General features: G+C 41.9%; 17 protein-coding genes. 14 read left to right on the plus strand and 3 right to left on the minus strand.

All coding sequences use genetic code 11. The annotated features are described in order from the left end of the window. The first annotated feature begins 11 nt into the window (after window positions 1-11). From VB073_RS07665 to VB073_RS07730, 14 genes are all read left to right on the plus strand, one after another. The gene (locus VB073_RS07665; protein ID WP_323403570.1) at window positions 12-2,474 is read left to right on the plus strand and encodes a TonB-dependent hemoglobin/transferrin/lactoferrin family receptor; all 2,463 of its coding nucleotides are present in this window, start codon (window positions 12-14) and stop codon (window positions 2,472-2,474) included. A 24-nt stretch (window positions 2,475-2,498) separates the two neighbouring features. Continuing rightward, window positions 2,499-3,494 carry a hypothetical protein gene (locus tag VB073_RS07670; RefSeq protein ID WP_323403571.1) on the plus strand — a complete coding sequence of 332 codons (996 nt, stop codon included), beginning with the start codon at window positions 2,499-2,501 and terminating at the stop codon, window positions 3,492-3,494. A gap of 30 nt (window positions 3,495-3,524) precedes the next feature. Further along, window positions 3,525-4,703, plus strand: coding sequence for a hypothetical protein (locus VB073_RS07675; RefSeq protein ID WP_323403572.1), 1,179 nt, complete (start codon window positions 3,525-3,527; stop codon window positions 4,701-4,703). Between the two features lie 23 nt (window positions 4,704-4,726). Next, window positions 4,727-5,767 carry a hypothetical protein gene (locus VB073_RS07680; protein ID WP_323403573.1) on the plus strand — a complete coding sequence of 347 codons (1,041 nt, stop codon included), beginning with the start codon at window positions 4,727-4,729 and terminating at the stop codon, window positions 5,765-5,767. 73 nt (window positions 5,768-5,840) lie between these two features. Continuing rightward, window positions 5,841-6,830 carry a hypothetical protein gene (locus VB073_RS07685; RefSeq protein ID WP_323403574.1) on the plus strand — a complete coding sequence of 330 codons (990 nt, stop codon included), beginning with the start codon at window positions 5,841-5,843 and terminating at the stop codon, window positions 6,828-6,830. 28 nt (window positions 6,831-6,858) lie between these two features. After that, the gene (locus tag VB073_RS07690) at window positions 6,859-8,010 is read left to right on the plus strand and encodes a hypothetical protein (protein ID WP_323403575.1); all 1,152 of its coding nucleotides are present in this window, start codon (window positions 6,859-6,861) and stop codon (window positions 8,008-8,010) included. Between the two features lie 22 nt (window positions 8,011-8,032). Further along, window positions 8,033-9,646, plus strand: a complete 1,614-nt coding sequence (locus VB073_RS07695; protein ID WP_323403576.1) for a hypothetical protein — start codon at window positions 8,033-8,035, stop codon at window positions 9,644-9,646. A gap of 110 nt (window positions 9,647-9,756) precedes the next feature. Continuing rightward, the gene (locus VB073_RS07700) at window positions 9,757-10,755 is read left to right on the plus strand and encodes a hypothetical protein (RefSeq protein WP_323403577.1); all 999 of its coding nucleotides are present in this window, start codon (window positions 9,757-9,759) and stop codon (window positions 10,753-10,755) included. A 26-nt stretch (window positions 10,756-10,781) separates the two neighbouring features. Continuing rightward, on the plus strand, window positions 10,782-11,915 hold the full coding sequence (locus tag VB073_RS07705; RefSeq protein ID WP_323403578.1) for a hypothetical protein: 1,134 nt from the start codon (window positions 10,782-10,784) through the stop codon (window positions 11,913-11,915). Window positions 11,916-11,938: 23 nt separating this feature from the next. Continuing rightward, window positions 11,939-13,441, plus strand: coding sequence for a hypothetical protein (locus tag VB073_RS07710; protein WP_323403579.1), 1,503 nt, complete (start codon window positions 11,939-11,941; stop codon window positions 13,439-13,441). A gap of 8 nt (window positions 13,442-13,449) precedes the next feature. Beyond that, on the plus strand, window positions 13,450-14,187 hold the full coding sequence (locus tag VB073_RS07715) for an Ig-like domain-containing protein (RefSeq protein ID WP_323403580.1): 738 nt from the start codon (window positions 13,450-13,452) through the stop codon (window positions 14,185-14,187). 44 nt (window positions 14,188-14,231) lie between these two features. Continuing rightward, window positions 14,232-14,804, plus strand: a complete 573-nt coding sequence (locus VB073_RS07720; RefSeq protein ID WP_323403581.1) for a hypothetical protein — start codon at window positions 14,232-14,234, stop codon at window positions 14,802-14,804. Between the two features lie 265 nt (window positions 14,805-15,069). Continuing rightward, window positions 15,070-15,456: a hypothetical protein gene (locus tag VB073_RS07725; RefSeq protein WP_323403582.1), complete on the plus strand. Its 387-nt coding sequence runs from the start codon at window positions 15,070-15,072 to the stop codon at window positions 15,454-15,456. A 253-nt stretch (window positions 15,457-15,709) separates the two neighbouring features. Next, complete coding sequence (locus VB073_RS07730) at window positions 15,710-18,136, plus strand: TonB-dependent receptor (RefSeq protein ID WP_323403583.1); 2,427 nt, start codon at window positions 15,710-15,712, stop codon at window positions 18,134-18,136. Between the two features lie 169 nt (window positions 18,137-18,305). On the opposite strand, the gene VB073_RS07735 is transcribed toward VB073_RS07730, so the two are convergent. The 3 genes from VB073_RS07735 to VB073_RS07745 all read right to left on the minus strand — a co-directional run bounded on the left by VB073_RS07735 (window position 18,306) and on the right by VB073_RS07745 (window position 21,445). Continuing rightward, window positions 18,306-19,520: an MFS transporter gene (locus tag VB073_RS07735; RefSeq protein ID WP_323403584.1), complete on the minus strand. Its 1,215-nt coding sequence runs from the start codon at window positions 19,518-19,520 to the stop codon at window positions 18,306-18,308. Window positions 19,521-19,550: 30 nt separating this feature from the next. Beyond that, window positions 19,551-20,162, minus strand: a complete 612-nt coding sequence (locus VB073_RS07740; RefSeq protein ID WP_323403585.1) for a class I SAM-dependent methyltransferase — start codon at window positions 20,160-20,162, stop codon at window positions 19,551-19,553. A gap of 65 nt (window positions 20,163-20,227) precedes the next feature. Continuing rightward, a complete protein-coding gene (locus tag VB073_RS07745; protein ID WP_323403586.1) occupies window positions 20,228-21,445 on the minus strand; it encodes a hypothetical protein in 1,218 nt (405 codons plus the stop codon). Window positions 21,446-21,464: the final 19 nt, after the last annotated feature.

Below are 21,464 nucleotides of genomic sequence, written 5' to 3' on the forward strand. Positions count from 1 at the left end.
AATCAGGAAGTATGAAGAAAATAATATTGTTCATTGTTATTTGGGGATGTATGCAAATCCCATCGGTTGTGGGACAGCATGTTGAGATAAAACAAGATACTACGACTGTTGAACTCGATACTTTTCGGAACCGGACACTGGAAGAGGTTACCGTCACTGCCCGGCGTCGGATAAAACAGGAAATTGGTAAAACCAAGATAGGGCAAGTGCAGTTAGCCAAAGAGATGACCTCCGATATCAGGGATTTGATCCGTTATATTCCCGGCGTAAGTATTTCCTACTCGGGCACCCGTGGTGGAACACGCGGCTTTGCTATCCGTGGTGTGGAAGCCAACCGTGTGGCAATCAGCGTGGATGGTATACAGCAGCCTGAAGTGCATGAGAATATGGTGTTCAGTGCCTATGGTCTTTCCAACGCATCCCGTGTTGAGTTTGACCCCTATTTCGTATCTGCCGTTGATATCCAAAAGGGATCGGCTTCCTTTACCGTGGGTTCCGGTGCTTTGGGCGGGGCGGTCGACTACACAACCAAACGTCCGTCAGACCTTATTCAGCCGGGCAAGGAGTATGGTCTTACCGTGCAGGGAAATTACAACGGTAAGGACAAGATGCGGATGTATCTTGTGGGTGCCGGTTTCAGGAAAAACAAGTGGGACGGTTTGTTGATGTTTGCCGACCGGTATGGCGATGAGATTCAGAATTTCGGCTACGGGGAGTTATCCCGCAATGTAACGACCACCCGTGTCGATCCCATGTCATACAACCAGCAGACGTTACTGGCGAAAGTCGGTTTCTCTCCCGCCCTCGAACATCGTCTCGATTTTCATTATTATATGCTCAACAAACGGGTCGATTCCGAGATATGGTCGCAAGAACCATTGGATATATTTACCTCGGCCGACAAGCCCTACTATTATGGACATGATCAGACGTTAAGCAATTCGTTCACGTTGAGTTACACCTACGCGCCTGAATTCTCCATACTCAGAAAGACCAATATAAGCGCCAATATACAAGACATCTTCCTCGATGCCGCTACCTGGTCGGAATACTATCGCCCCAACTTTCACGGCGGGGGGAGTTATGAGCTTATCTATGAAGGGAGAAGAGACAAATATCGCGGTCAGGAGATCAAGGATAAGATGGTAAAGGCCAATATCGATTTTAAAGAGATTGAATCTTCTGCTTTTGGTAGTCACAATTTTTCACTTATCACCTCCCTCGCAAACAGGTATAACGACAGCCGCAATGTAGATGTGGAAAGGCCGGTGGCATCCAATAATGTAGATGGTTATACTGTCCGCATGGGACAACGATATGAATTTGGAGAACCGATGGGTACCTTTATCAATGCTTATTCATTCCAGAGACCTATCGACCGGTTGAATTACCATATCAGTCTGGTAGACAATATCCGTATGTCATCCCGCTTGAACTTCTACCTCGGTGTGCGGTATGACTTCTTTCATACCCGCGACCGGAACTGGGATTATCATAATGATGTCTATTACATAGACTACCTGATGCAGCATATCGGGAATGTTGAAATGAACCAGAGCCAGATCGACGATATCGACAAGGGAATTTCGTGGTTGGGAACGGCCAACTATCGGTTCTCCGACTATCTGAACGTATCGTACAAGTTCTCAACCGGCTTCCGTGTTCCTACTACCGAAGAGCGGTATTTCCAGTATTTCAATTCATGGCCCTCCTTCCTGATCTTGTCAAACCGTGATTTAAAACCCGAGACCTCATTGAATCATGAAATTGAAATTGCCGGAAGCGGCGATCTGGGTACCTATGTAATCAATGTCTACCGGACCGATTATAAAGATTTTATCGATATAGAACAAGGAACGTTGCAGGTTGTCAATGAACTCGATAACAGCACAAAAAATCTTTCATACGCCAAGAATATCAACCGCAGGTCTGCCGATCTTTGGGGATTGGATGTAAAGTTACATATGCGCTTGGAAGAGATATATGCTCCATTGCGCGGTTTTAGCGTAAATGCAGCTGCCGGTTACGCCAAGGGTAACACCTCGTATGGCACCAGTATGCTGGGCGTACAACCGTTGACCGGTTTCGCCGGGTTGGAATATCTTTCCGGGAATGAAAAATGGAATATCAATCTTGTAGCTAATTTCTTTCAGGCGAAAAAACGGGAAGAGACCCGCTTTATTGAAAGTACTGCGCAGAGGGAGATTCATCGTACCTTCCCCGGTCTGTTCCTGAGTGATGCCTACACGTTCGATTTCTATGGCTACTACCAGTTCACCCCCAATCTTATGCTGCGTGCCGGTGTGTACAATATCTTCGATACAAAGTATTGGCGATGGGATGATTTGAGGCAACTGACCAATCCCGCACTCCTACCCCATATAGAAAATTTCTTTAGGGAAGGGAATAAAACCATTTCCCGGTTTTCACAACCGAAACGCTATGTGAGCGTCAGTCTTGAATTTACAATATAACAGAAACTATTAAATATACAATCAATGGAAAAAATCAAAATATATTCCCTACTACTTGCAGTTATTGCAGTAGGCAGTTTCAGTTCCTGCAATCAGGAGTTGGATCTGGATGAAACGACGCTACTTCAATTGGAGAAGCAAGAAAAAATGAAAGAGTTGGATGCGTTGTTTGATCTGGCATTTATCGATCCGGTGAAGGCTTCGGACGATTATGACCGCTATGTCAAAGAGGAACTGCTCCGTGATGGGCAAAACTTCTTGATGGACAATGATGTGCGTATACAGAATACGTTTACTGATCTGGCCATACGATTGAACATGAAGTTTGAGAAGGTCAAAGGGGAAGTCTCCACTACATCTTTGTTCGACATTTACAAAGCGAAATTTGAAATCGCTCTTTTCAACAAGACATTGATGGGAGATATTCCACAGCAGGTCGGAAAAAATCAGAAGTTGGACAAGTTTGAAAACCGTGTGGCGGAGATCAATCAGTTTTACGAAGCGAAGGTTCGGGATTTCAAGGCAAAAAACACCATCGACTCCCAAGTCCTGCAGAAACAATGGCAATACAGTACATGGGTTTTCAAACCGGATTTTAGTGCAATATATGTGGTGAATTTTGACTTTAAGCTCAAGAGTGATGGTAGCATGGATATCGAACAATTCTTTCTGATCCCTACGATCACCATGAAAGGAGTCTGGTCATTGGAAGAATCATCCCAGTTCAAAGAAGACATCGAACCCTCCCTGCTGGCACCGGTTGAATTTATGACATACGGCAATAAAATACTGTTCTTCTTTCATATAGCTTACGATCCTCACCCCGGTTCTACCAAGTTCAACAGGCAGTATGTGTATGAGTTCGACTACAGCGTAGAAGACAATCAACTGACGCTCTCTAATCCACATATCATGTTGTACATGCACCCATTTTTGTATGTGACGGGGTATGGAGAGCCAAATTATGAATTGAACTATTTCGAGGCATGGAGAGAAAGCATACCGCTTACGGCTAATTAAAATCAGACAAAAACGCAAAAAACGATTATTATGAAATATAACATTATACTGATTTCTCTGGTCGCCCTGCTAATTACAGGCTGTAAAAAAGAAGAAATCTTCCTATATAACACACAGAATACACCTGACCTGAGTAATCCCATCATCCAAAAAATGACCAATATCGTATGGTATAAGGATATGACCAGCATCAGCGAATCTTGGGCAAGTCAGAACAATATATACAAGCCTTCGGATTTTGTATCGTCCATACTTTACCAGGCCGCATGGTCTACACTAACCCTATATCGGGATGGTACGTCCAATATGCTCTTTATACCGCCCTTTGTTTCCTCTACTGTCATCCACTGCAAGGGCAACTGGCAAGTGTCGACTACCGAAGAGAATACCATCATCATGAGTACCAAAACGCCGGTATCCATTGTGACTGCCAAAATCAAGGTGCTGAACATGGAAGTCAAGGACAATGTGAGTATTGCCAAGGTATCCATTGACTTTGGAGATCGCCTGATTACGACCGATCTTGTCAACAAAAATCCTGATGATTACAGCATGAAAAGTCCCGCTTATGCCTCTGCCGTAGATGACAATTGGTTTGCTACACAGCAGATACAGACCGCTCCACTCAAAGCAGAGAACTTTATCGGTGCTTGGGCTTCGCCGGGAGCGATAGCCTATGAGAATACTTTTTCAAATGAGAAATTTCCTTTGGAAGGAGTGCAGCGCGTGAGCTACGTGGAAGATTTGTTGGCCAATACTCCTACATTTTTGAATGGGGTAATCTTCAATTTACGATCTGACGGAAAGGCACAGATCGCGTACAGGCATATGATGTTGCATTATTACAAAGATCTGCTCAATACGACCAAAGAAGTGGTGTCCGATGCTAAATGGTCGGTCAGGGGAAATAAGGTCTATATCGAGACCGATGAGGAATATTTTTCTGCTATCGGCGAGGAACTATTCAACGTATCACCTTATGCTGACGGTCTGATCTATGTAAGCGAAGACCCTCGCAGGCATGATTTCACCAATGTCCCTCCGGTACGGATACAGCCCAAACAATTTTACAGCATGGAGTTGATTAGTAAGACTGACAAGGGATTTTGGACACGGATCACGTCCAAGACGGCTATCTTCTATGTCTTTATGTCAAAAGTCGAATTCGATGGTAACAATACCATCAATATTCGGGAAGCGCATCAGTAATCATATCATTCAATCAAAGAAAAATGAAAAAAATATCCATCATATTGACCGTTGCGGGACTGCTGCTTTTTCATTCCTGCAACAAAGAAGAACTGGTCACGATCAACGAACCCTTGGAACTCGACGAGAACTCCCGCCGGTACCAGGAATATCTGGCCGAACGGGCGATCAATTTTATACAGTTGTACCGCTTTGACAAGTTGGGCGACCTTATGGATCGTATCATTGATCCCCAAATAAAGGCCAAGGTAGAGGCGATATACAAAGAATACCGTACACGTGCAGAAAACGATGCATGGTATTTTGTAACACCGGCCAATGACACACTGTATTTCCTCCCGTCCGTAGCAAAGGATGCAGTGCAGGCAAGGATAAATTTTGAACCATCCTTTTGGGATTTACAAAACCAACGGAATATCATCAATGCCGAGGGGGTACTTCATGGCTTTAAGAACAATCCCAAAATACAAAGCTTTAGTATGCTGAATAGTCTGGCTACAGGTCTCAAAGGGCTGGAAGGTATGCCGGATATGACCTTGTTTGACTGGGATATACAGACTCATGTTATGATTGAAAGATACCCTGACAGGGAATTGTCTCCGGTCAAGCTCCAAGCGGATTTCTCAAAAAACAGTAAATTGGAAGTGATACAGCTACAATTTGTGGATATCACTGAAATGATATTTCCAAGCCATAAATTGGCACAATGGTTCTCGGTAAGCAATGGTGTTATCAATAGCAACTTGAATAATGTAAGTGCAGATAAAATTGGAGCAGGAGGTGTATCTACTGATTCGGAAATTACATTGACGAACAGTGTTAGAGATTTTCGATTAAGTCTTTCGGGATTAAAGAAGTTAAACCTAAAAGATTTAAAAGATTTAGAATTAATCTCTCTTGGTTTGCCGGATTGTGAAGAACTCACTTTGCCGGACGGTATTACCAATGAGATATTGACCAATAGCCGTTCTATTGCTTCCTGGAGTGCTCCGATACGGGTAAAATCGGGCTGTATTATCCACAATGCACCCGATGGGATAGAGGAACATGTAACATATTATTAAGCGATTTTATATACCTTCAAGGTTTTGAGAACCTTGAAGGTGTATGAAGAAAAAAACAAATAAAACAATGAAAATGAGATATTTATTACTCTTATCCACAACCATTACCATGATCGCATTCACATCCTGCAAGGATACGCTGGACCTGGATGAGGAGACCCTGCTGCTTCTTGAGAAGCAGGAGAAGATAGAGAAATTGGATGAACTGTTTGAGCTGGCATTTACAGATGCCGCTAAAGCCAGCGACGAATACGATAGCTACTTTACAGAGGAGCTTCTGCGTGATGGGCAAAACTTCTTGATAGATAATGATGTGCGTATGCAGGCTACATTTACCGATTTGGCCATTCGCCTGAACAGCAATTTTGATGAAATAAAAAACGGTGAAATACCAACCTCGCTGTTTAAGCTCTATGAAGCCAAATCCAAGAGCATCATCTTCAACCGTTCCCTGCTGGGTGAGATACCACAGCAAATTCGAAAAGGTGACAAGCTGGCGAAGTTCCAAAGCCGGGTAAATGAAGTAACTGCTTTTTACGAGGCACACATCAACACTATTAAAAATGCAGCAGGAATAGACCAAAGGCTACCCGGAAAACAATGGAAAGCGATGAAATGGGCGATCAGTCCGGATTTCTCTGCTTTCTTCATACTTTATTATGACTTCCAATTCTTGGCAGACGGCACATTGGACATTGAGCAATTTTTCCTGTATCCATTGTTGGGGCGGCATGATTTCCAGACCTTAAATTACCAGGAATCGGCAAATTATCCGGAAGAAATTGCTCCCAAGTTGTTGTCCGAACCTGCATTCGTAACTTATGACAATAAAATACTTTTTTACTTCCATCTGGAAAGTAATCCAAATGCATCTGACCTGAAGTTCAACAGAGAATGGATATATGAATTCGATTATGTGTTTGAAGGCGATGCACTGACACTCTCTAACCCGAGGGTGATGCGGTTTATGCATCCTTTCCTATATACGATGGGCTATGGTCATGATAGCTACGAGGAGTACTATTTTGAAGATCTACGGTCATTTACACTGACAGCCGAATAATTATTGTTGAATATAAAATATAAAAAAAATGAGACATATTATCCCCCTGCTTATAGCTTTTGGCGCATTGCTTTTTACGCAAAGTTGCCAGAAAGAAGAAATATATCTGTACAATACACAGAACACGCCAGACCTGAGCAATCCTGTGATCCAAAAGGTAACCAATATAGTTTGGTACAAAGAGGTTGCTTTTGGAAGTACAACTACTGAACAGATATGGACAAGCCAAAACAACATCTACAAACCCGGAGACTATGTGTCATCGGTATTATATCACCATGCCTGGACCGGCCTGATCCTGTACCGTGATGGTACATCTGTGATGACGTTTGTACCACCATTTGCGCAGCAAGCTGTCATCCATTCCAAAGGAAATTGGATGGTGTCTACCGAAGAAGAAAATACCATTGTCATAAGTACCAAGACACCTGTTTCCAGTGTGACAGCGAAAATAAAAATCCTGAATATGGAGACCAAAGAAAATGGCAGCATAGTGAAAATTTCCGTAGATTTTGGAGATCGATTGATCATAACTGAACTATCCAACAACAATCCATTTGGCTATGTACAAGACGTATTGTTCAGGGCATTGGATTACAACTGGTATGCCAACAAAACTGTCTTGACAGCGCCAATCAATCCCGACGAATTTATCGGAACATGGGCTGGCCATGACGATGACCACGAGTTCGGACTCACCGATTATGACATGATCAGGTACACCCACATAGAAGACCTGCTTTCCAGTACCCCCACGTTTCTCAGTGGTGTTTCCTTTGACCTCAAAAAAGGAGGGGAAGCGAAAATACTCTATATGGGCAGTGGGATGCGGAATGTTTTCAATACATGGACCGAAGCAGGACAAACGGTGTACTCCAATGCCAAATGGTCGGTCAATGGCAATAAGATACTGGTCACCTCTGACGAGGAGGTCTTCTTCTCTTTTGGTGAAATGCTTTTTGCGTTTATTCCACATTTGACAAACCTCACACTCTTGGGATATGATGGCCCTACGGCAATCCGTACGCGCGCCAAGCAACTGTATAGTATCGAGATAGTAGAAAAGGTAGAAAAAGGCTATTGGGTGCGTGCGACCACCAAGACCGAAATCTTTTATGCATTTCTACGGAAATCGACATTTGACGAGAGTAAAGGTATCCACATTAAAGACTTGTTTTAAACAATAAAGGAATCACATGGCAATGAAAAAGATATTCACTATTGGCATAATAAGCCTCTTGGCATTATCCTCTTTCCAGGCTTGTACCAAAGAAGAGCTTGTCACAATCAACAATCCTCTCGAATTGGATGAAAACTCTATCCAGTATCAACAATACATGGAGGAACGTGCAATCCAGCTGATCAAAGAATACCGGTTCGACCGGCTGGGTAATACCATAGACAGGATCAAAGACCCGGTGGCGAGGGAAAGGGTTTTGGCTCTATTGGCAGAATACAGAAACCGCGCTTTTAACGAGGCCTTGTACTATGCGAAGCCGAACAAAGACACAATATTTTTCTTTCCACCCAACATAGACAGCCGACTTGAAGCAAAAAGGCTATATATAAGCAATCTGTACCAAAAGGCGGTGGTCAATGAAATCGGTGTGCTCCACGGCTTTAAAAATTTCCCTAACGTAGAGACCGTAGATATAGGTAACTCTCTGGCAACGGGTATCAAAGACCTGAATGGTTTACCCGAATTGAAAACTTTCAACTGGACTTTTGAGCCTTACTATTTCAGGGAATTCTATCCCGACGTTGAACTTGCTCCCAGACCTTTGGACTTTGATTTCTCCCAAAACCACAAGTTGGAAACGGTAAATATCAGCTATGTGGATTTAACTAATTTGAAATTCCCTGCAACCAAAATCAAAAGTGTTAACTTAGGAGAAGCTATTGTCAATAGTGGTGATGTGTTGAACACTATTGCTGCCAATAAAGTGTCAATACGTGGAGATTGCGAAACAAGAGATTTGGTGCTGAAAACGCAATATATAGACTCTCTGTCATTCTTTGTCTCCGGTTTGACTTCATTAGATGTCAGCGAAAGTAACCTGCTGAATCTCTATGCAATTGACATAGAGAATATCAAACTAAACGAAGGATTACAAAAACTGAGACTTGGTGCAGACAGGCTAAGCGCCAAACCTATCTTGCCAAACAGCCTGGAAGAACTTGATTTAGTATCATATACATTACCAGATAAGGATTTTTCAACGGCGACGAATGTGAAAAGAATGTTGTGGGCTGGTCTGGGATATAATGATCTGGCATTGCCTATCGGCATAGAGGAATTGACTATTTCATCTCAGCATCCATACCCTACATTAATCAAAGATTTCAGGTCACATGACAATCTGAAAAAGATAATTATACACGAAGCAGATTTTGATTTTGGGAGTGTACAGTTTCCACAAAGTTTAGAATCACTTGCGCTTATGAGTTTTGGCAGTAGTATCCATATCAAGAGTAATGGTGATTACAGTGACCTTCACAATCTAAAAACATTTGCCGTGAAGCTGGCCAAATTTGACAAAATGCCTCTTTTGCCTTCCTCGCTTTTGAAGTTAGAAATGTTGTTCGCTGACTTCACCGATAGTGATGTGGTTGATCTGAGCCATTTGACAAACTTGAATTCTATATTCATGCAAGCCGGTCGTCCGATTACATTGATTTTGCCCAATAACTTGACCGAGGCAGCAGTGATAGCTGGTGCTAAAAGTCTACAATCCACTGCGGCATTCTACCTGCCTACCGGTAGTACCATTGTGAATGCACCGAGTTGGCTTGATCGCTATGTGGGATATTTATAAAAGTTGGAGTAGTAAGCATCTTCAAGGTTTTAAAAACCTTGAGTGGCCTAAGAGGATTTAAACAACAGGATTGATAACAGTTAAAGATCTATTCACAACAAAACAATAAAATGAAACATATATATTTACTCTTATTCACTGCCCTTGCAGTGACCATTTTCAGTTCTTGCACCAAAGAACTCGATCTGGACGAAGAGACATTACTGCTTCTGGAGAAACAAGAGAAGTTGGAAAGATTGGATGAACTTTTCTATCTGGCTTTCAAAGAACCGGTTAGAGCTGAAACCGAATACAATCAATTTGTGCGGGATGAACTGATTACCGAAACTCAAAACTTCTTGTTGAACAATGAAGTAAATAACAGCTATACCTTCACCAAGTTGGCAATTCAACTCAATCTCGACCACCATAAAATTGCAGGGGGCTATAATCAAACGACACTTTTCGAAATCTACAAAACGATGTACGAGGTAGATTTGAGTAACCGCACGCTATGGGGAAGTATTCCCGAGCAGGTAAAAAGTGGAGAACAATTGGAGTTGTTCGAGAAGAAAATGAAGGAGATCAAGGCATTCCACCAGGATCAAATAGCCTTATTTATGGCGCAGAACAAAACCGATGAATCCCTGACGAATAAAACGTGGGTAGGAATGGGCTTTGCTTATAAACCCGATTTTTCGGCATTCTATAGCATCAACTTCAACTTCGTCCTACACGACGACAAGAGTTGGGATTATGAAGATTTTTTCTTTATGCCGGCTATTCCCAAAACGGGAGCGTTGGCAGGTGCGCAGGAGGAAAAGGATCTGGATAAGGATGACCTCCTTTCCCCGCTTAAGTATGCAGTATATGACGACCGTATTTTTTTCCACTTCCATATCAGGAATAATTATAACTATGAGGATCAGTCGGGAAAACTGGAGCGTGTCTGGAATTACGAGTACAAATATGAACTCAGGGAGGGTCAACTTCTATTGACAGAGCCGAGGATACTTAATTATATGTTCCCTGTATTGCATAGCATTGATCACGATGGAGAGGACTATAAGAAAAACTATCTTGAAGCTTTCATCGGTTTTGATCAGGGATTTACATTATCCATACAATAATATTCAAGTCACTAAAATATAGTAAAATGAGACAAATACTGCCAATAATAATAATCTTCACAGCATTGGTATGGTCCGGTTGCAAGAAAGAAGAGATAACGCTATACAATACCCAGGTCACTCCTGACCTGAGTAACCCGGTTATTCAGAAACTGACCAACGTAACATGGTACCGGGACGGGATGAATACCGTTCAGGAAGAATGGACTACACTTCTAAGTATTCCAAAGCCTTCCGAAGCAATGGCATCCATGCTCTACAGTATGGCATGGTTGAATATGACATTGCATAGGGACGGGACTTCAACCATGCTCTATATTCCGCCCGTTTTTCCGCATGTATATATCCACTGCCAGGGAGTATGGACTGTTTCTACTGAAGAAGAGAACACGGTTATCATCAACACCAAAACCCCGGTTTCATCAGCCATCATCAAAGTAAAGGTACTCGATCTGGAGACCAGGGAAAATGTGGCCGTACTTAATGTGTCCATGGATTTTGGGAATCGGTTGCTCACAGCTTTTATGACCAACCATACAGGAGACTACCGTTTTGATACATTCGATGAAGGATGGTACGCCAATAATCCGGTGTCAACGACAACTATAAATGCCGATGATTTTATAGGCGCATGGGCATCTCCGCGTTACGACTGGGAAAACTATCATGCCAATAAATATCCTGATGAGAATATCGTCCGTTCAACCCATGTGGACGATCTCTTCTCCCAGACACCCAATATATTCTCGGGCGTGAAATTTACATTTGAAGAAGGTGGAAAAGCGTATATCAGTTACACAAAGGACTATAAAAAATCCCTTGAAATCGAGAAGGAATGGGTGTCCAATGCCAGCTGGTCAGTGAAAGGCAACAAGATCATTCTGGAATCGGAGGAAGAATTCTTCTACAGTGCAGGAGAATTACTCTTCGGCTTTCCCATAAATGCGCCGAATCTTATGTACCATGGCATATTGAAAGATTCACCCATAAGAAGCCAATCGAAAAGATTTTATGTCTTCGAAGTTATCAAACGGGAGGATCATGGCGTCTGGTGCAGAATTACATCAAATGATGCCAACTTTTACACTTTCCTTTTCAAGGTAGATGAAAAGATCGAGAATACTACAAATATCAAAGACCTGGTAAAATCAGTCAAATAGCTATGAATGCAAAAAACAGAAATATGAAAAGAATAACCCTATTCACGGTCTTAGGAATAGCTATCATGCTTTCCTGCACGAGAGAAGAGCTTACTATTGTTGACAAACCAGTCACCATCAATGAGAACTCACCCTCTTTCCAGAGTTATTTAGAAGAACGTGCCATATCCTTTATAAAAATATACCGTTTTGATAAGGTCAAAGAAATCCTTGATAGGATAACAGATCCAACAACAAAAGAAAATATTATGTCGGTATATAACGAATACAAAAGTAAAGCGGACCGGGAAGCGCTGTTTTATGTAAATGCAGCAAATGACACGCTCTTTTTCCTCGTACCAAGTGAGACAGAGCCGGATCCTTCCACACGGACGTGGTTATACCTGATCAATGAGAAAGCAAATATCCCGAAAACAAAAGGGATCTTGTCAGGTTTCAGCAAATTTCCTAAACTTCAGACTTTTATCATAAGTTACGCTTTAGCAGAGGAAGTACATGAATTGGAATATCTACCTGATCTTGAAAGGTTCGACTGGAGCCAGAATGAAGATTTTTTCAAACGACACTTTCCTAATGAGCAGTATGGCCCGGTCCAGTTAGTAGCCGATTTCTCGGAAAATAACAAGCTGAAGACGATTACCCTAAAGGATATGGATATCGAAAATCTGACTTTCCCGGATTCAGAGATCGACCTATTCAAATTGGAAGGGTTAATCAGCCGTTACAATAGCAACGATGTACTCCACTCCCTTAAAGTAAAAGAAGTGGAAATTAACGGAAAAAGTGCACGCAATCCATTTGTATTGAAAAATGAGGGTATTCAGTCATTGAAAATATCTTCTACCTATGATACCTCTTTTGGTTTTACCTCCCTGGATGTCTCCGAATCCGGATTAGAGAGCCTTACCCTTGCGGGGGATGGAGGGGCGTTCGTTACTGAAATGAAATTTAACGATGGCCTTAAGCGACTCTCTTTTAAGGCGGAAGGATTAAAGGAGAAACCGGCATTTCCTATAAGCCTTGAATCATTGAGTCTGGCTAATTATAGGCTTAGTGATCTTGACTTATCCCATTTAATCAATTTGAAAAGTTTCACATTCAGTCAGAGCGGGATAATACATAGCATAGACAACAGCAAATTACACTTACCTTCCGGTTTGGAATATCTTAAATATTCAGCCTTTGAATCGCATCAAAAACTAGATATATCCTATTTGCACAAATTGCGAAAAGTTACACTGTCAGGGACGAATGATATCGACTTACCACCAAATATAGAGGAGATAGATATATCATATATATCCGGAATTTTGGACTTAAATGATTTTGACAAACTAAAACGAATCAGGGTTTATACAGCTTCTAATTTTGGTATATTAGAGGAGATAATTTTTCCACCCAACCTTACCGAAGACGAAATCCATGATCCTTCGAATAATTTTTACTCGGCTATTTTTATCACTCGTCAATGCAAGCTAACAAATATGCCCGAATGGATGAATAAATATATTCATTATCAAGATTAAAATACAATATGAAACAATTAAAACATATATTCATTGTAAGTCTCCTGGTACTGTTTCAATACAGCTGTTCCAAAGACGACCCTACCCCCCGGGAGATCTCCGTCAGTGCACCGTCAGCAATAAAGATCACAACAGCCGACGATAAAGCCACTATCAGTGGGAAAGCAGATACCGGCAGTGAAGTAACCTTCCGTTACGACGGTACTAACGGTCAGATATTACGCAGTATAAAGGCCGATGCCTCGGGTAATTTCAGCTTTACGGTAGACCAACTGGTCGACTACGAGCAACAGTTGATAGCCTTTGCTTCAAAAGATGACAAGGCATCTGAAACAGTTAGGCTTGATAAAATACCCGCTAAAGCAGCGTACAATGGTGGATGGGATAACGCCCGCCAACTAATGCTGGCACATCGGTGGAAATCCGACCAGACAGTATCCCGCGTGATCATCAAACAGACAGCGGCCACCCCACCCTACGATATGTTCGCCACCGTGGCACAGAAATATTTTGACTTCAAAGCTGACAACACTTTCCATTTCGAAGTGACCAGCCCCCTACAATTTACGCATAACTCCGGAACCTGGTCTATAAATGAAAACGGGGTAATCACTATCAACACGGTTATTCCCTTAGGCCCAATGGTAATCAATAACGCTAAAATTCAACATCTGGATGCAAACAGGCTTACATTACTGGCAAATATTTCGGATGGATTGTTTTTATTGAGTATGACAAAGGAATAGGTGAGAATTAAGAGTGAAGAATTAAAAACGAAAAATAAAAAGATATGATTAAAAGAAAATACACTTATTGGTTAGGCCTTTTCTTCGGTCTGGTTTTGATATCCTGCAGCAAGGATAATGACGGAATGGACGGTAAAGAACTGATTCAAAAATACGATTTAGCCGGGACTTATACGGCTCAGATTACACCTGCCTTTATGGGAACCAATCCCGTGGCGAGTGGAGAGCACACCATTTATTTTGACGATCTGGGAGATGGCCGCTTACGCCTTCATTTTGAAAAATTCAGAGTTGGGTCCATGCCTTTTGAAATGAACGTAGACATTGTTATGAACGTTAAAGAGGGATCTGGCAATACGGTTCTGTTTGAAGGTAGTAACGGTACTTTTAAAGCCGATCCACCCAATGGTGGAGAAATAGATCCCGATGATCTCCCCGACGGCATTCAATTACCGGATGGAGCCGAGGCAGGGCTCTATTCCAACAAAGCTACCATATCGGGAGCTTATGGTGAGATTGAAAAAAATGGACAGAAGGCACTCCACTATGATCTTAAGCTGATTCCCGGAGTAGCCTTACCAATAGAAATACTTATATATACAAAAGCTAAAAACTAAAGATAATGATAACAATATCAACTGACGAATCGGTATTTTCACCGGTAGAAAGGATTTCATATTCAGACAAAAGTATTGTAAGCTAACATATCGTTAAAAGTAAGACGTGTTACTTTTTTGCAAAATGATAGATTAAGATTACAATGTTTACTGCAAAATGTAAAATAACCATAAAACAATTCAAATACTACCATCATTAGGTATTGACTTTTTAGTTGACTTGCTTAATTTTGTATTTCTTGTTTTTTACATCTCATTGTGTTACATGAAAACGGTATTTAGAAATAGTATATCCAAACAAGTCGCCCGGTTGATGATCGTGGTGCTCGGTTTGTTTATCCTGAATAATGCCGTTTTTTTACATGCGCACAGGCTGCCCGACGGACAAGTTATCTTGCATGCGCACCCCTACAAAAAGAGTCAAGATGCCGCACCTATTAAAACACACCATCATACAACTGCGCAATTATATACATTAGGGCAACTTCAGTTTCTGTTCTTTGTACTCACTACACTGTTTATTACTATTTTCAGAATTGCCAATAAAAGAGTTTTCTCTTATATTTACCCGTCACTTCATCTCAAATACTATGCAAAATCAAGGGGACGTTCCCCACCCTCTCTATTAGATATAGATTTTCGATTTTCTTAATTTTCAAACTGTTTCTCTTTTTCAATACAGAAACGGTCACTGACCATGTCGTGTCTATTGGATATACCAGACTATATTCATTTTCAGATATCGATATAGCCTAGTCGAATTAGACTATCTCACACAGTCATTTTGAAATCATTCTCCAATCTCAATAGAATTGGTGAATGTTCTACTATAGAATTTGACGGACAAGATTATTTTTAGTCCACAAAAAATAGAGTTTTAATTACAATAAACATCAAATTATCATATGAAAAAGATTATATCGATTTTAATGTTACTTTTCACCGTTTTTATTGCGGGAAAAGCACAAGCACACAAAGGCACGGATGCCAATATTGTAGGTGACGTGCAAAGCAAGGGGCAACATGTTCCCTATGTAAATGTATCGATCGAAGGGACAACCATCGGTACTTCTACAGATGCTACCGGACACTTCCAGTTGATAGACCTCCCGATAGGTGAATTGACCGTGCGTGTCAGCGGTGTCGGCTACAAGAGCACGACTCGCAAAGTAACTACGAAAGCCAACACTACCGAGGAGATCAAATTCGTGATCGAAGAAGATCCTCTGCAACTGGAAACGGTAGTTGTAACGGCCGACCGCAACCAGACAAATCGGGCAGAGGCACCGGTGGTGGTCTCTTCCATCTCCCCAGAATTAATGGTGCGTACCCAGTCGGTGAATATCGCCGAGGCTCTTTCTTTTACTCCCGGACTACGTACCGAAACTAATTGCCAGAACTGCGGTTTCACCCAATTACGTATGAATGGAATGGAAGGACCCTATACACAGATTCTATTGAACAGCCGTCCTGTATTTAGTGGATTGGCAGGCGTATATGGACTTGAACTGATTCCTACCAATATGGTGGAGCGAATGGAAGTAGTACGCGGTGGAGGTTCGGCCCTCTTTGGGGGAAATGCCATTGCCGGAACAGTCAATATTATCACAAGGGAGCCGGTCAGAAACGCTTTCAGTGTCGAAAGCAGACTTGGAGCGATCAATGTAGGTGGCCGCAAAGGATCCGATACGAAAGCCGATGCACAATTGAATGTTAACGCATCGGTAATCAGCGACAACCGGAAAACGGGAGGATATATATATACAATGTTGCGTAACCGAGGGGCCTATGATGCCAATGGCGATGGTTTTAGCGAAATGGTGGAGATGGAGAACACGACGTTTGGATTCAATGTATTCCACAAACCAACCGGCAAGAGTAAAATCTCGCTTGACGGTTATAGAATCAGCGAGTTCCGACGGGGGGGTAATAAACTTGATTATTTACCTCATGAAGCCGATGTGGCAGAACAACTCGAACATCTTATCTCGGGTGGAAATCTCTCCTACGACCTCTTCACCAACGACAAATATGACAGGTTGAACCTTTACGTGTCGGCACAAGATGTGACACGAGCTTCCTATTATGGCGCCGAGCAGGATCCCAATGCCTATGGAGATACAAAAGGGCTGACTTCCTCGGTAGGAGCGCATTACAACCTGAACAGGCAATGGTTCCTGTTTGCTCCTTCCACGACTGTCTTCGGGATTGATAATACCAACGATAGGCTGAAAGATGTGAAGCTGGGAGCTGAAGGCAAGGAAAATACCAAACTTGCCGACCAGAATGTGAATACGTTGGGGACATTTGTGCAACACGACTGGAAATCGAATAAGGTAAACCTGTCTCTGGGATTGCGTTATGATTATTACCGGATTAAAGATACGGAGAGTATCAGCAAAGATCCCAAGGGAGGAGTGTTAGTTCCACGCGTGGGAGTGCTATATAAGATCACACCTGGTTTACGTTTACGGACAGGATATGCCAGAGGTTATCGTGCTCCGCAGATTTTCAATGAAGACCTCCATATCGATCTGGTAAACGCTACACGGGTTGAGACACGTAACTCTCCCGACCTAAAACAGGAAACTTCCAATGCGTTTACCGCCTCCTTCAACTCGGTATTCAATTGGGGAAGCACCTATCATGATTTTCTGATCGAAGGATTCTACACTTTGCTGAATGATCCTTTCTCCAATGAGTATGCATTGATTGACGATAATGACGAGTCTCGCGGTTTTTATTACGAAAGGGTAAATGCCAAAGATGGCGCTTACGTGTCAGGGATTAACCTCGAGTGGAAATCGTTATTCTCCACCAAGATTGAGACACAACTCGGTTTCACTCTCCAGACCAGCCGCTACAAAACGGCTCAGGCCTGGGGTGAAGAGGATGGAAGTGTCTCAAAGAATTTTATGAGAACGCCCGGCCAATATGGTTATTCTACTTTTATCTGGAAACCGACACATCATTTCAATACCTCCTTCTCGCTCAACTATACCGGGCCGATGGATGTACCGCACTTCGGACTTCATCTCGAAGATTTCGAGGGTGCTGAACAGGAAAAGGTAGCATCAGCCATCAGCAACGGCCATATCATAGAGGGGGAAGTGTTAAAGAGAACCCGAAGCTATGTTGTAGCTGACCTGTTACTCTCTTATGATTTCCATTTGAGTAAGGAAACGACTTTGGAATTATTTGGTGGTGTAAAGAATATCTTCAACCAGATACAAAATGACTACGACAAAGGTGTTTACCGTGATGCCAGTTACATTTACGGCCCTTCACTGCCACGCACCATCAACATTGGTTTTAGGTTTGGGAATTTGTAGCATTATCATGTATTAGATTATTTGACGGGAAAATATATGTTTTATCCGGGTTTTTCTCCCTTTACAGGGAGGATCCCCCGGATAAATAGTATAAAATCGTCTGTAGTAAATATAATCATGGTCAATATGATTAGATAAATTCAGGATTAACACAAAAAACATCGAGCAATTAAAAACTACTCTTTCTATCCAATCTCAATGCGGAAGGAGTAGTAAAAGCGAGAAATCCTATCAGAATCAGTACTATCCCACAGATAATAAATGTGTTATTTACACCAAGGGTATCGGTAAAGAAGCCTATACCGATCAGTCCAAGCATTGCCGGAATAATATGCAGTGAGTAGAACATTGAAAATACTCTTCCTAAAAGATCTGCTCCTATGTTAGTCTGTACGATCCCGGTAAACAATGAATTATAAATACCTCCTGCAATACCCCCGATGGCAATAAGTGATACGAACCAGTTAAAACCTTCTGTCGATAATAGACCGGAAATCAGAACAGAAACTCCACAAATCAAATAACTTATATTCAAGAGTACTATCCGGTTAATTTTATACACTTTCGCTCCAATAATGGCTCCACCGACAAGCGCTCCAACACCCCATACAATTTCAACCAGACTAATAGCGAATTCCTTTCCTCCAAAATAGTTTGCCGTCATCAAAGGAAGTAAAACGCTGACAGGCATATAGAATAAAGTGAGAAGTACGACGAACAGGAAAACCCAACTCAAACCACGGTTCTGAAGTACGGCACCGGCACCCTCCTTTATTTGGGTGAAAACACTTCCAATTTTCCGGACTGTCTTTTCCGGATCAGGAATAGTAACCATAAGTAAAGTTACACAAGCTATAACAGCGCCAAAGACATCTAACAGCAGCACATACTCAATATCAATATTCGTTATGAGAAGAGCAGCAAGGGCAGGGCCTGCGATTGTTCCGGTAGAAGTTATCATCTGGTTTATTCCGGCTATACGGGTAAGCTGTTCCTTGGGTGCGATCATGGGAATAGCGGCCTGCATGGCCGGCATATGGAAAGCCGAACCAATCGAACGTAGTGCGAGAACTATAAATATATAGTTAACCTGGATCAACTCAAACCAGAATAAGAATGCCAGGACAAGCGTACATAAGGCGATGAAAACATCAGCCACGATCATCGTCCTTTTCCTGTTCCAGCGATCAATATAAACGCCTGCAACTGGTCCCAACAATGCTTGGGGAAGTAAGCCTGCCACGGAAGCCCAGGCGAGCATTTCCCCCGAACCAGTTTCCATCGTGAGCCATAATATGATGGCAAAATTGACGGTAACGCTGGTGATGATCGAGACAAATTGTCCCGTCCATATAATAGCGAATGTACGCTTCCAATTATTCATAAGTCAAAGCTACAAAAAAATAGCTAATCCTTATTTACTAGCTATCACGCAAAGCCATCTTCCATTTTTATGGTTATAGGCATCAATGGAAGCGAATCCCGCTTGTGATAGTGCCGAGGTCAATTCTTCTTTAGTATATACGTTTAAATCAAGCATATCAATCCACATTTTGGATTTCTCGGGGATTGCCATTTCGTTGCAGATAAGGAACCGCCCACCTTTGTTAAGTACTCTTTTCACCTCCTTAAAATCATTGATTAAATCGGGCCAGAAGTAAACGGTTTCAAAAGCGGTGACAATATCAAAAGTTTCATTGCTAAAAGGAAGTGATGACACGCTTGCTTGCAGAATTTCCGCTTTACCGAGTGCGAGTGCCTTTTTATTATGTTTCTTCGCTTTCTCTACACTTGCTGGCGAATAATCAACTCCATAAACCTTTCCATTGGTTATTCTACCAAGAAGGTTGGCGATGTTTTTACCACCACCACAACCTGCGTCCAATACAACAGCGCTCTCGGTTATTTTCAAATGTGACAAAGCCCATAGAGCCATTGGATTGTGACCCGTATTCATTATTTGCAACATAATGCTACCACCTAAACCCTTCTGAGGTTTTCGGGTATTTTCAAAAAACTTCTTCATCTTTTAAAATAAATTCCCCAAGATAATCCAAATAATTGATATCCTGGGGAAGGTGATTAATTTTTTTATTGAAAGAAATGTATAAACGTTGGGTTACCGGAAGTGGTTATAACCGGACTGTCGCTTACTTTCCCAGAAACCGGATCATAAGAGAAGAAACCGGAAACCTTATCACCCGAAGCACAGAATACCACCTGGCTATTATATGTTTCAATAAGCGCGCTGAATCCGTCGCTTACCGGTATTCCTTCAATCTTTTTTATGGTTTTGTTTTTCATATCTATAATTACTGCCAACATATACCTTGACGTGTAGGGATTATTTCCGATCAGTTCACTAATCGTAATGTAGGCACAAAGTTTACCGTTACCTATATATTTACAGCTGGACAAGGAACCCGGTTTGTAATTTGTACCCTCTATCGGGGTTTGGGATAAATCCCATGATTTAGAATCGTCGAATTCTGTTTTACCTGCAGGAATACAAAGAAGACCTGTTTCGGGAAAGCGAGGATCGAGCCCGAATCCCCCGGCACATGCAATGTAAATGTCGTTGTTTTCATCTTTGAAAATCATCTCTTTTAATGCAGGACGGACAGGGAATGTCAAACCCGATTTCGTTTCTGATATTAACTTGACAACCTTGTCGGTACTTATATCGATAATGACTACATCCGATTGTTTGTGTTCAGGATAAGGCATCCAGCTTGAACTGTTCTGATTTAACGGCACATATAGCAGTCCGTCGCGAATTATCGGGTAAGAGGGATCAGGATTGTTATCGCCAAAAGCATAGGATGTCAAATCTATCTCTCCTGTTTTGACCATTGTAGCAGGATTGATTATTAACATTTTACCCAAATTATACATGTGTATATACGCTTTTTCATTGTTGTATTTCACAAGCCCGTATGCTCCCGACATGGATGGCAAGATAAGTGATCCTGTCTTTTTTAAAGTTCGCTCGGATGTATAGCTATATTTTTCGAGCTCCTGTGTGCCATCTTTGCCAAATTCGGGAGTAACAAAGACGTCGCTTCCATAAACAACTATTCCGGCACTGTATCCGACCTGGATGCTATTAGCATTACCAACGGTTTGTTTTGAAAAGTCGGATATTAACTGCATATAAGACGACCCGCTTGCGCCATCAGGATTTTTGACTGTGGTTTGAATTAACACTGTTCCGGAGTTCTCTGTGACATTCGGTTCATTGGATTCGCAGGATACGAGTCCGGCAAAGAGTATGCTTAGGCATATTGATTTTAATAAATTTGTTTTCATTTATCTTGAAATTTAAATT

The organism is Proteiniphilum sp. (genome assembly GCF_034927365.1).
Lineage (GTDB): Bacteria > Bacteroidota > Bacteroidia > Bacteroidales > Dysgonomonadaceae > Proteiniphilum.

Coding starts and splice junctions, on each gene's coding strand:
- VB073_RS07665 (WP_323403570.1), top strand. CDS start 12: ATGAAGAAAATAATATTGTTCATTGTTATTTGGGGATGTATGCAAATC.
- VB073_RS07670 (WP_323403571.1), top strand. CDS start 2,499: ATGGAAAAAATCAAAATATATTCCCTACTACTTGCAGTTATTGCAGTA.
- VB073_RS07675 (WP_323403572.1), top strand. CDS start 3,525: ATGAAATATAACATTATACTGATTTCTCTGGTCGCCCTGCTAATTACA.
- VB073_RS07680 (WP_323403573.1), top strand. CDS start 4,727: ATGAAAAAAATATCCATCATATTGACCGTTGCGGGACTGCTGCTTTTT.
- VB073_RS07685 (WP_323403574.1), top strand. CDS start 5,841: ATGAGATATTTATTACTCTTATCCACAACCATTACCATGATCGCATTC.
- VB073_RS07690 (WP_323403575.1), top strand. CDS start 6,859: ATGAGACATATTATCCCCCTGCTTATAGCTTTTGGCGCATTGCTTTTT.
- VB073_RS07695 (WP_323403576.1), top strand. CDS start 8,033: ATGAAAAAGATATTCACTATTGGCATAATAAGCCTCTTGGCATTATCC.
- VB073_RS07700 (WP_323403577.1), top strand. CDS start 9,757: ATGAAACATATATATTTACTCTTATTCACTGCCCTTGCAGTGACCATT.
- VB073_RS07705 (WP_323403578.1), top strand. CDS start 10,782: ATGAGACAAATACTGCCAATAATAATAATCTTCACAGCATTGGTATGG.
- VB073_RS07710 (WP_323403579.1), top strand. CDS start 11,939: ATGAAAAGAATAACCCTATTCACGGTCTTAGGAATAGCTATCATGCTT.
- VB073_RS07715 (WP_323403580.1), top strand. CDS start 13,450: ATGAAACAATTAAAACATATATTCATTGTAAGTCTCCTGGTACTGTTT.
- VB073_RS07720 (WP_323403581.1), top strand. CDS start 14,232: ATGATTAAAAGAAAATACACTTATTGGTTAGGCCTTTTCTTCGGTCTG.
- VB073_RS07725 (WP_323403582.1), top strand. CDS start 15,070: ATGAAAACGGTATTTAGAAATAGTATATCCAAACAAGTCGCCCGGTTG.
- VB073_RS07730 (WP_323403583.1), top strand. CDS start 15,710: ATGAAAAAGATTATATCGATTTTAATGTTACTTTTCACCGTTTTTATT.
- VB073_RS07735 (WP_323403584.1), bottom strand. CDS start 19,520: ATGAATAATTGGAAGCGTACATTCGCTATTATATGGACGGGACAATTT.
- VB073_RS07740 (WP_323403585.1), bottom strand. CDS start 20,162: ATGAAGAAGTTTTTTGAAAATACCCGAAAACCTCAGAAGGGTTTAGGT.
- VB073_RS07745 (WP_323403586.1), bottom strand. CDS start 21,445: ATGAAAACAAATTTATTAAAATCAATATGCCTAAGCATACTCTTTGCC.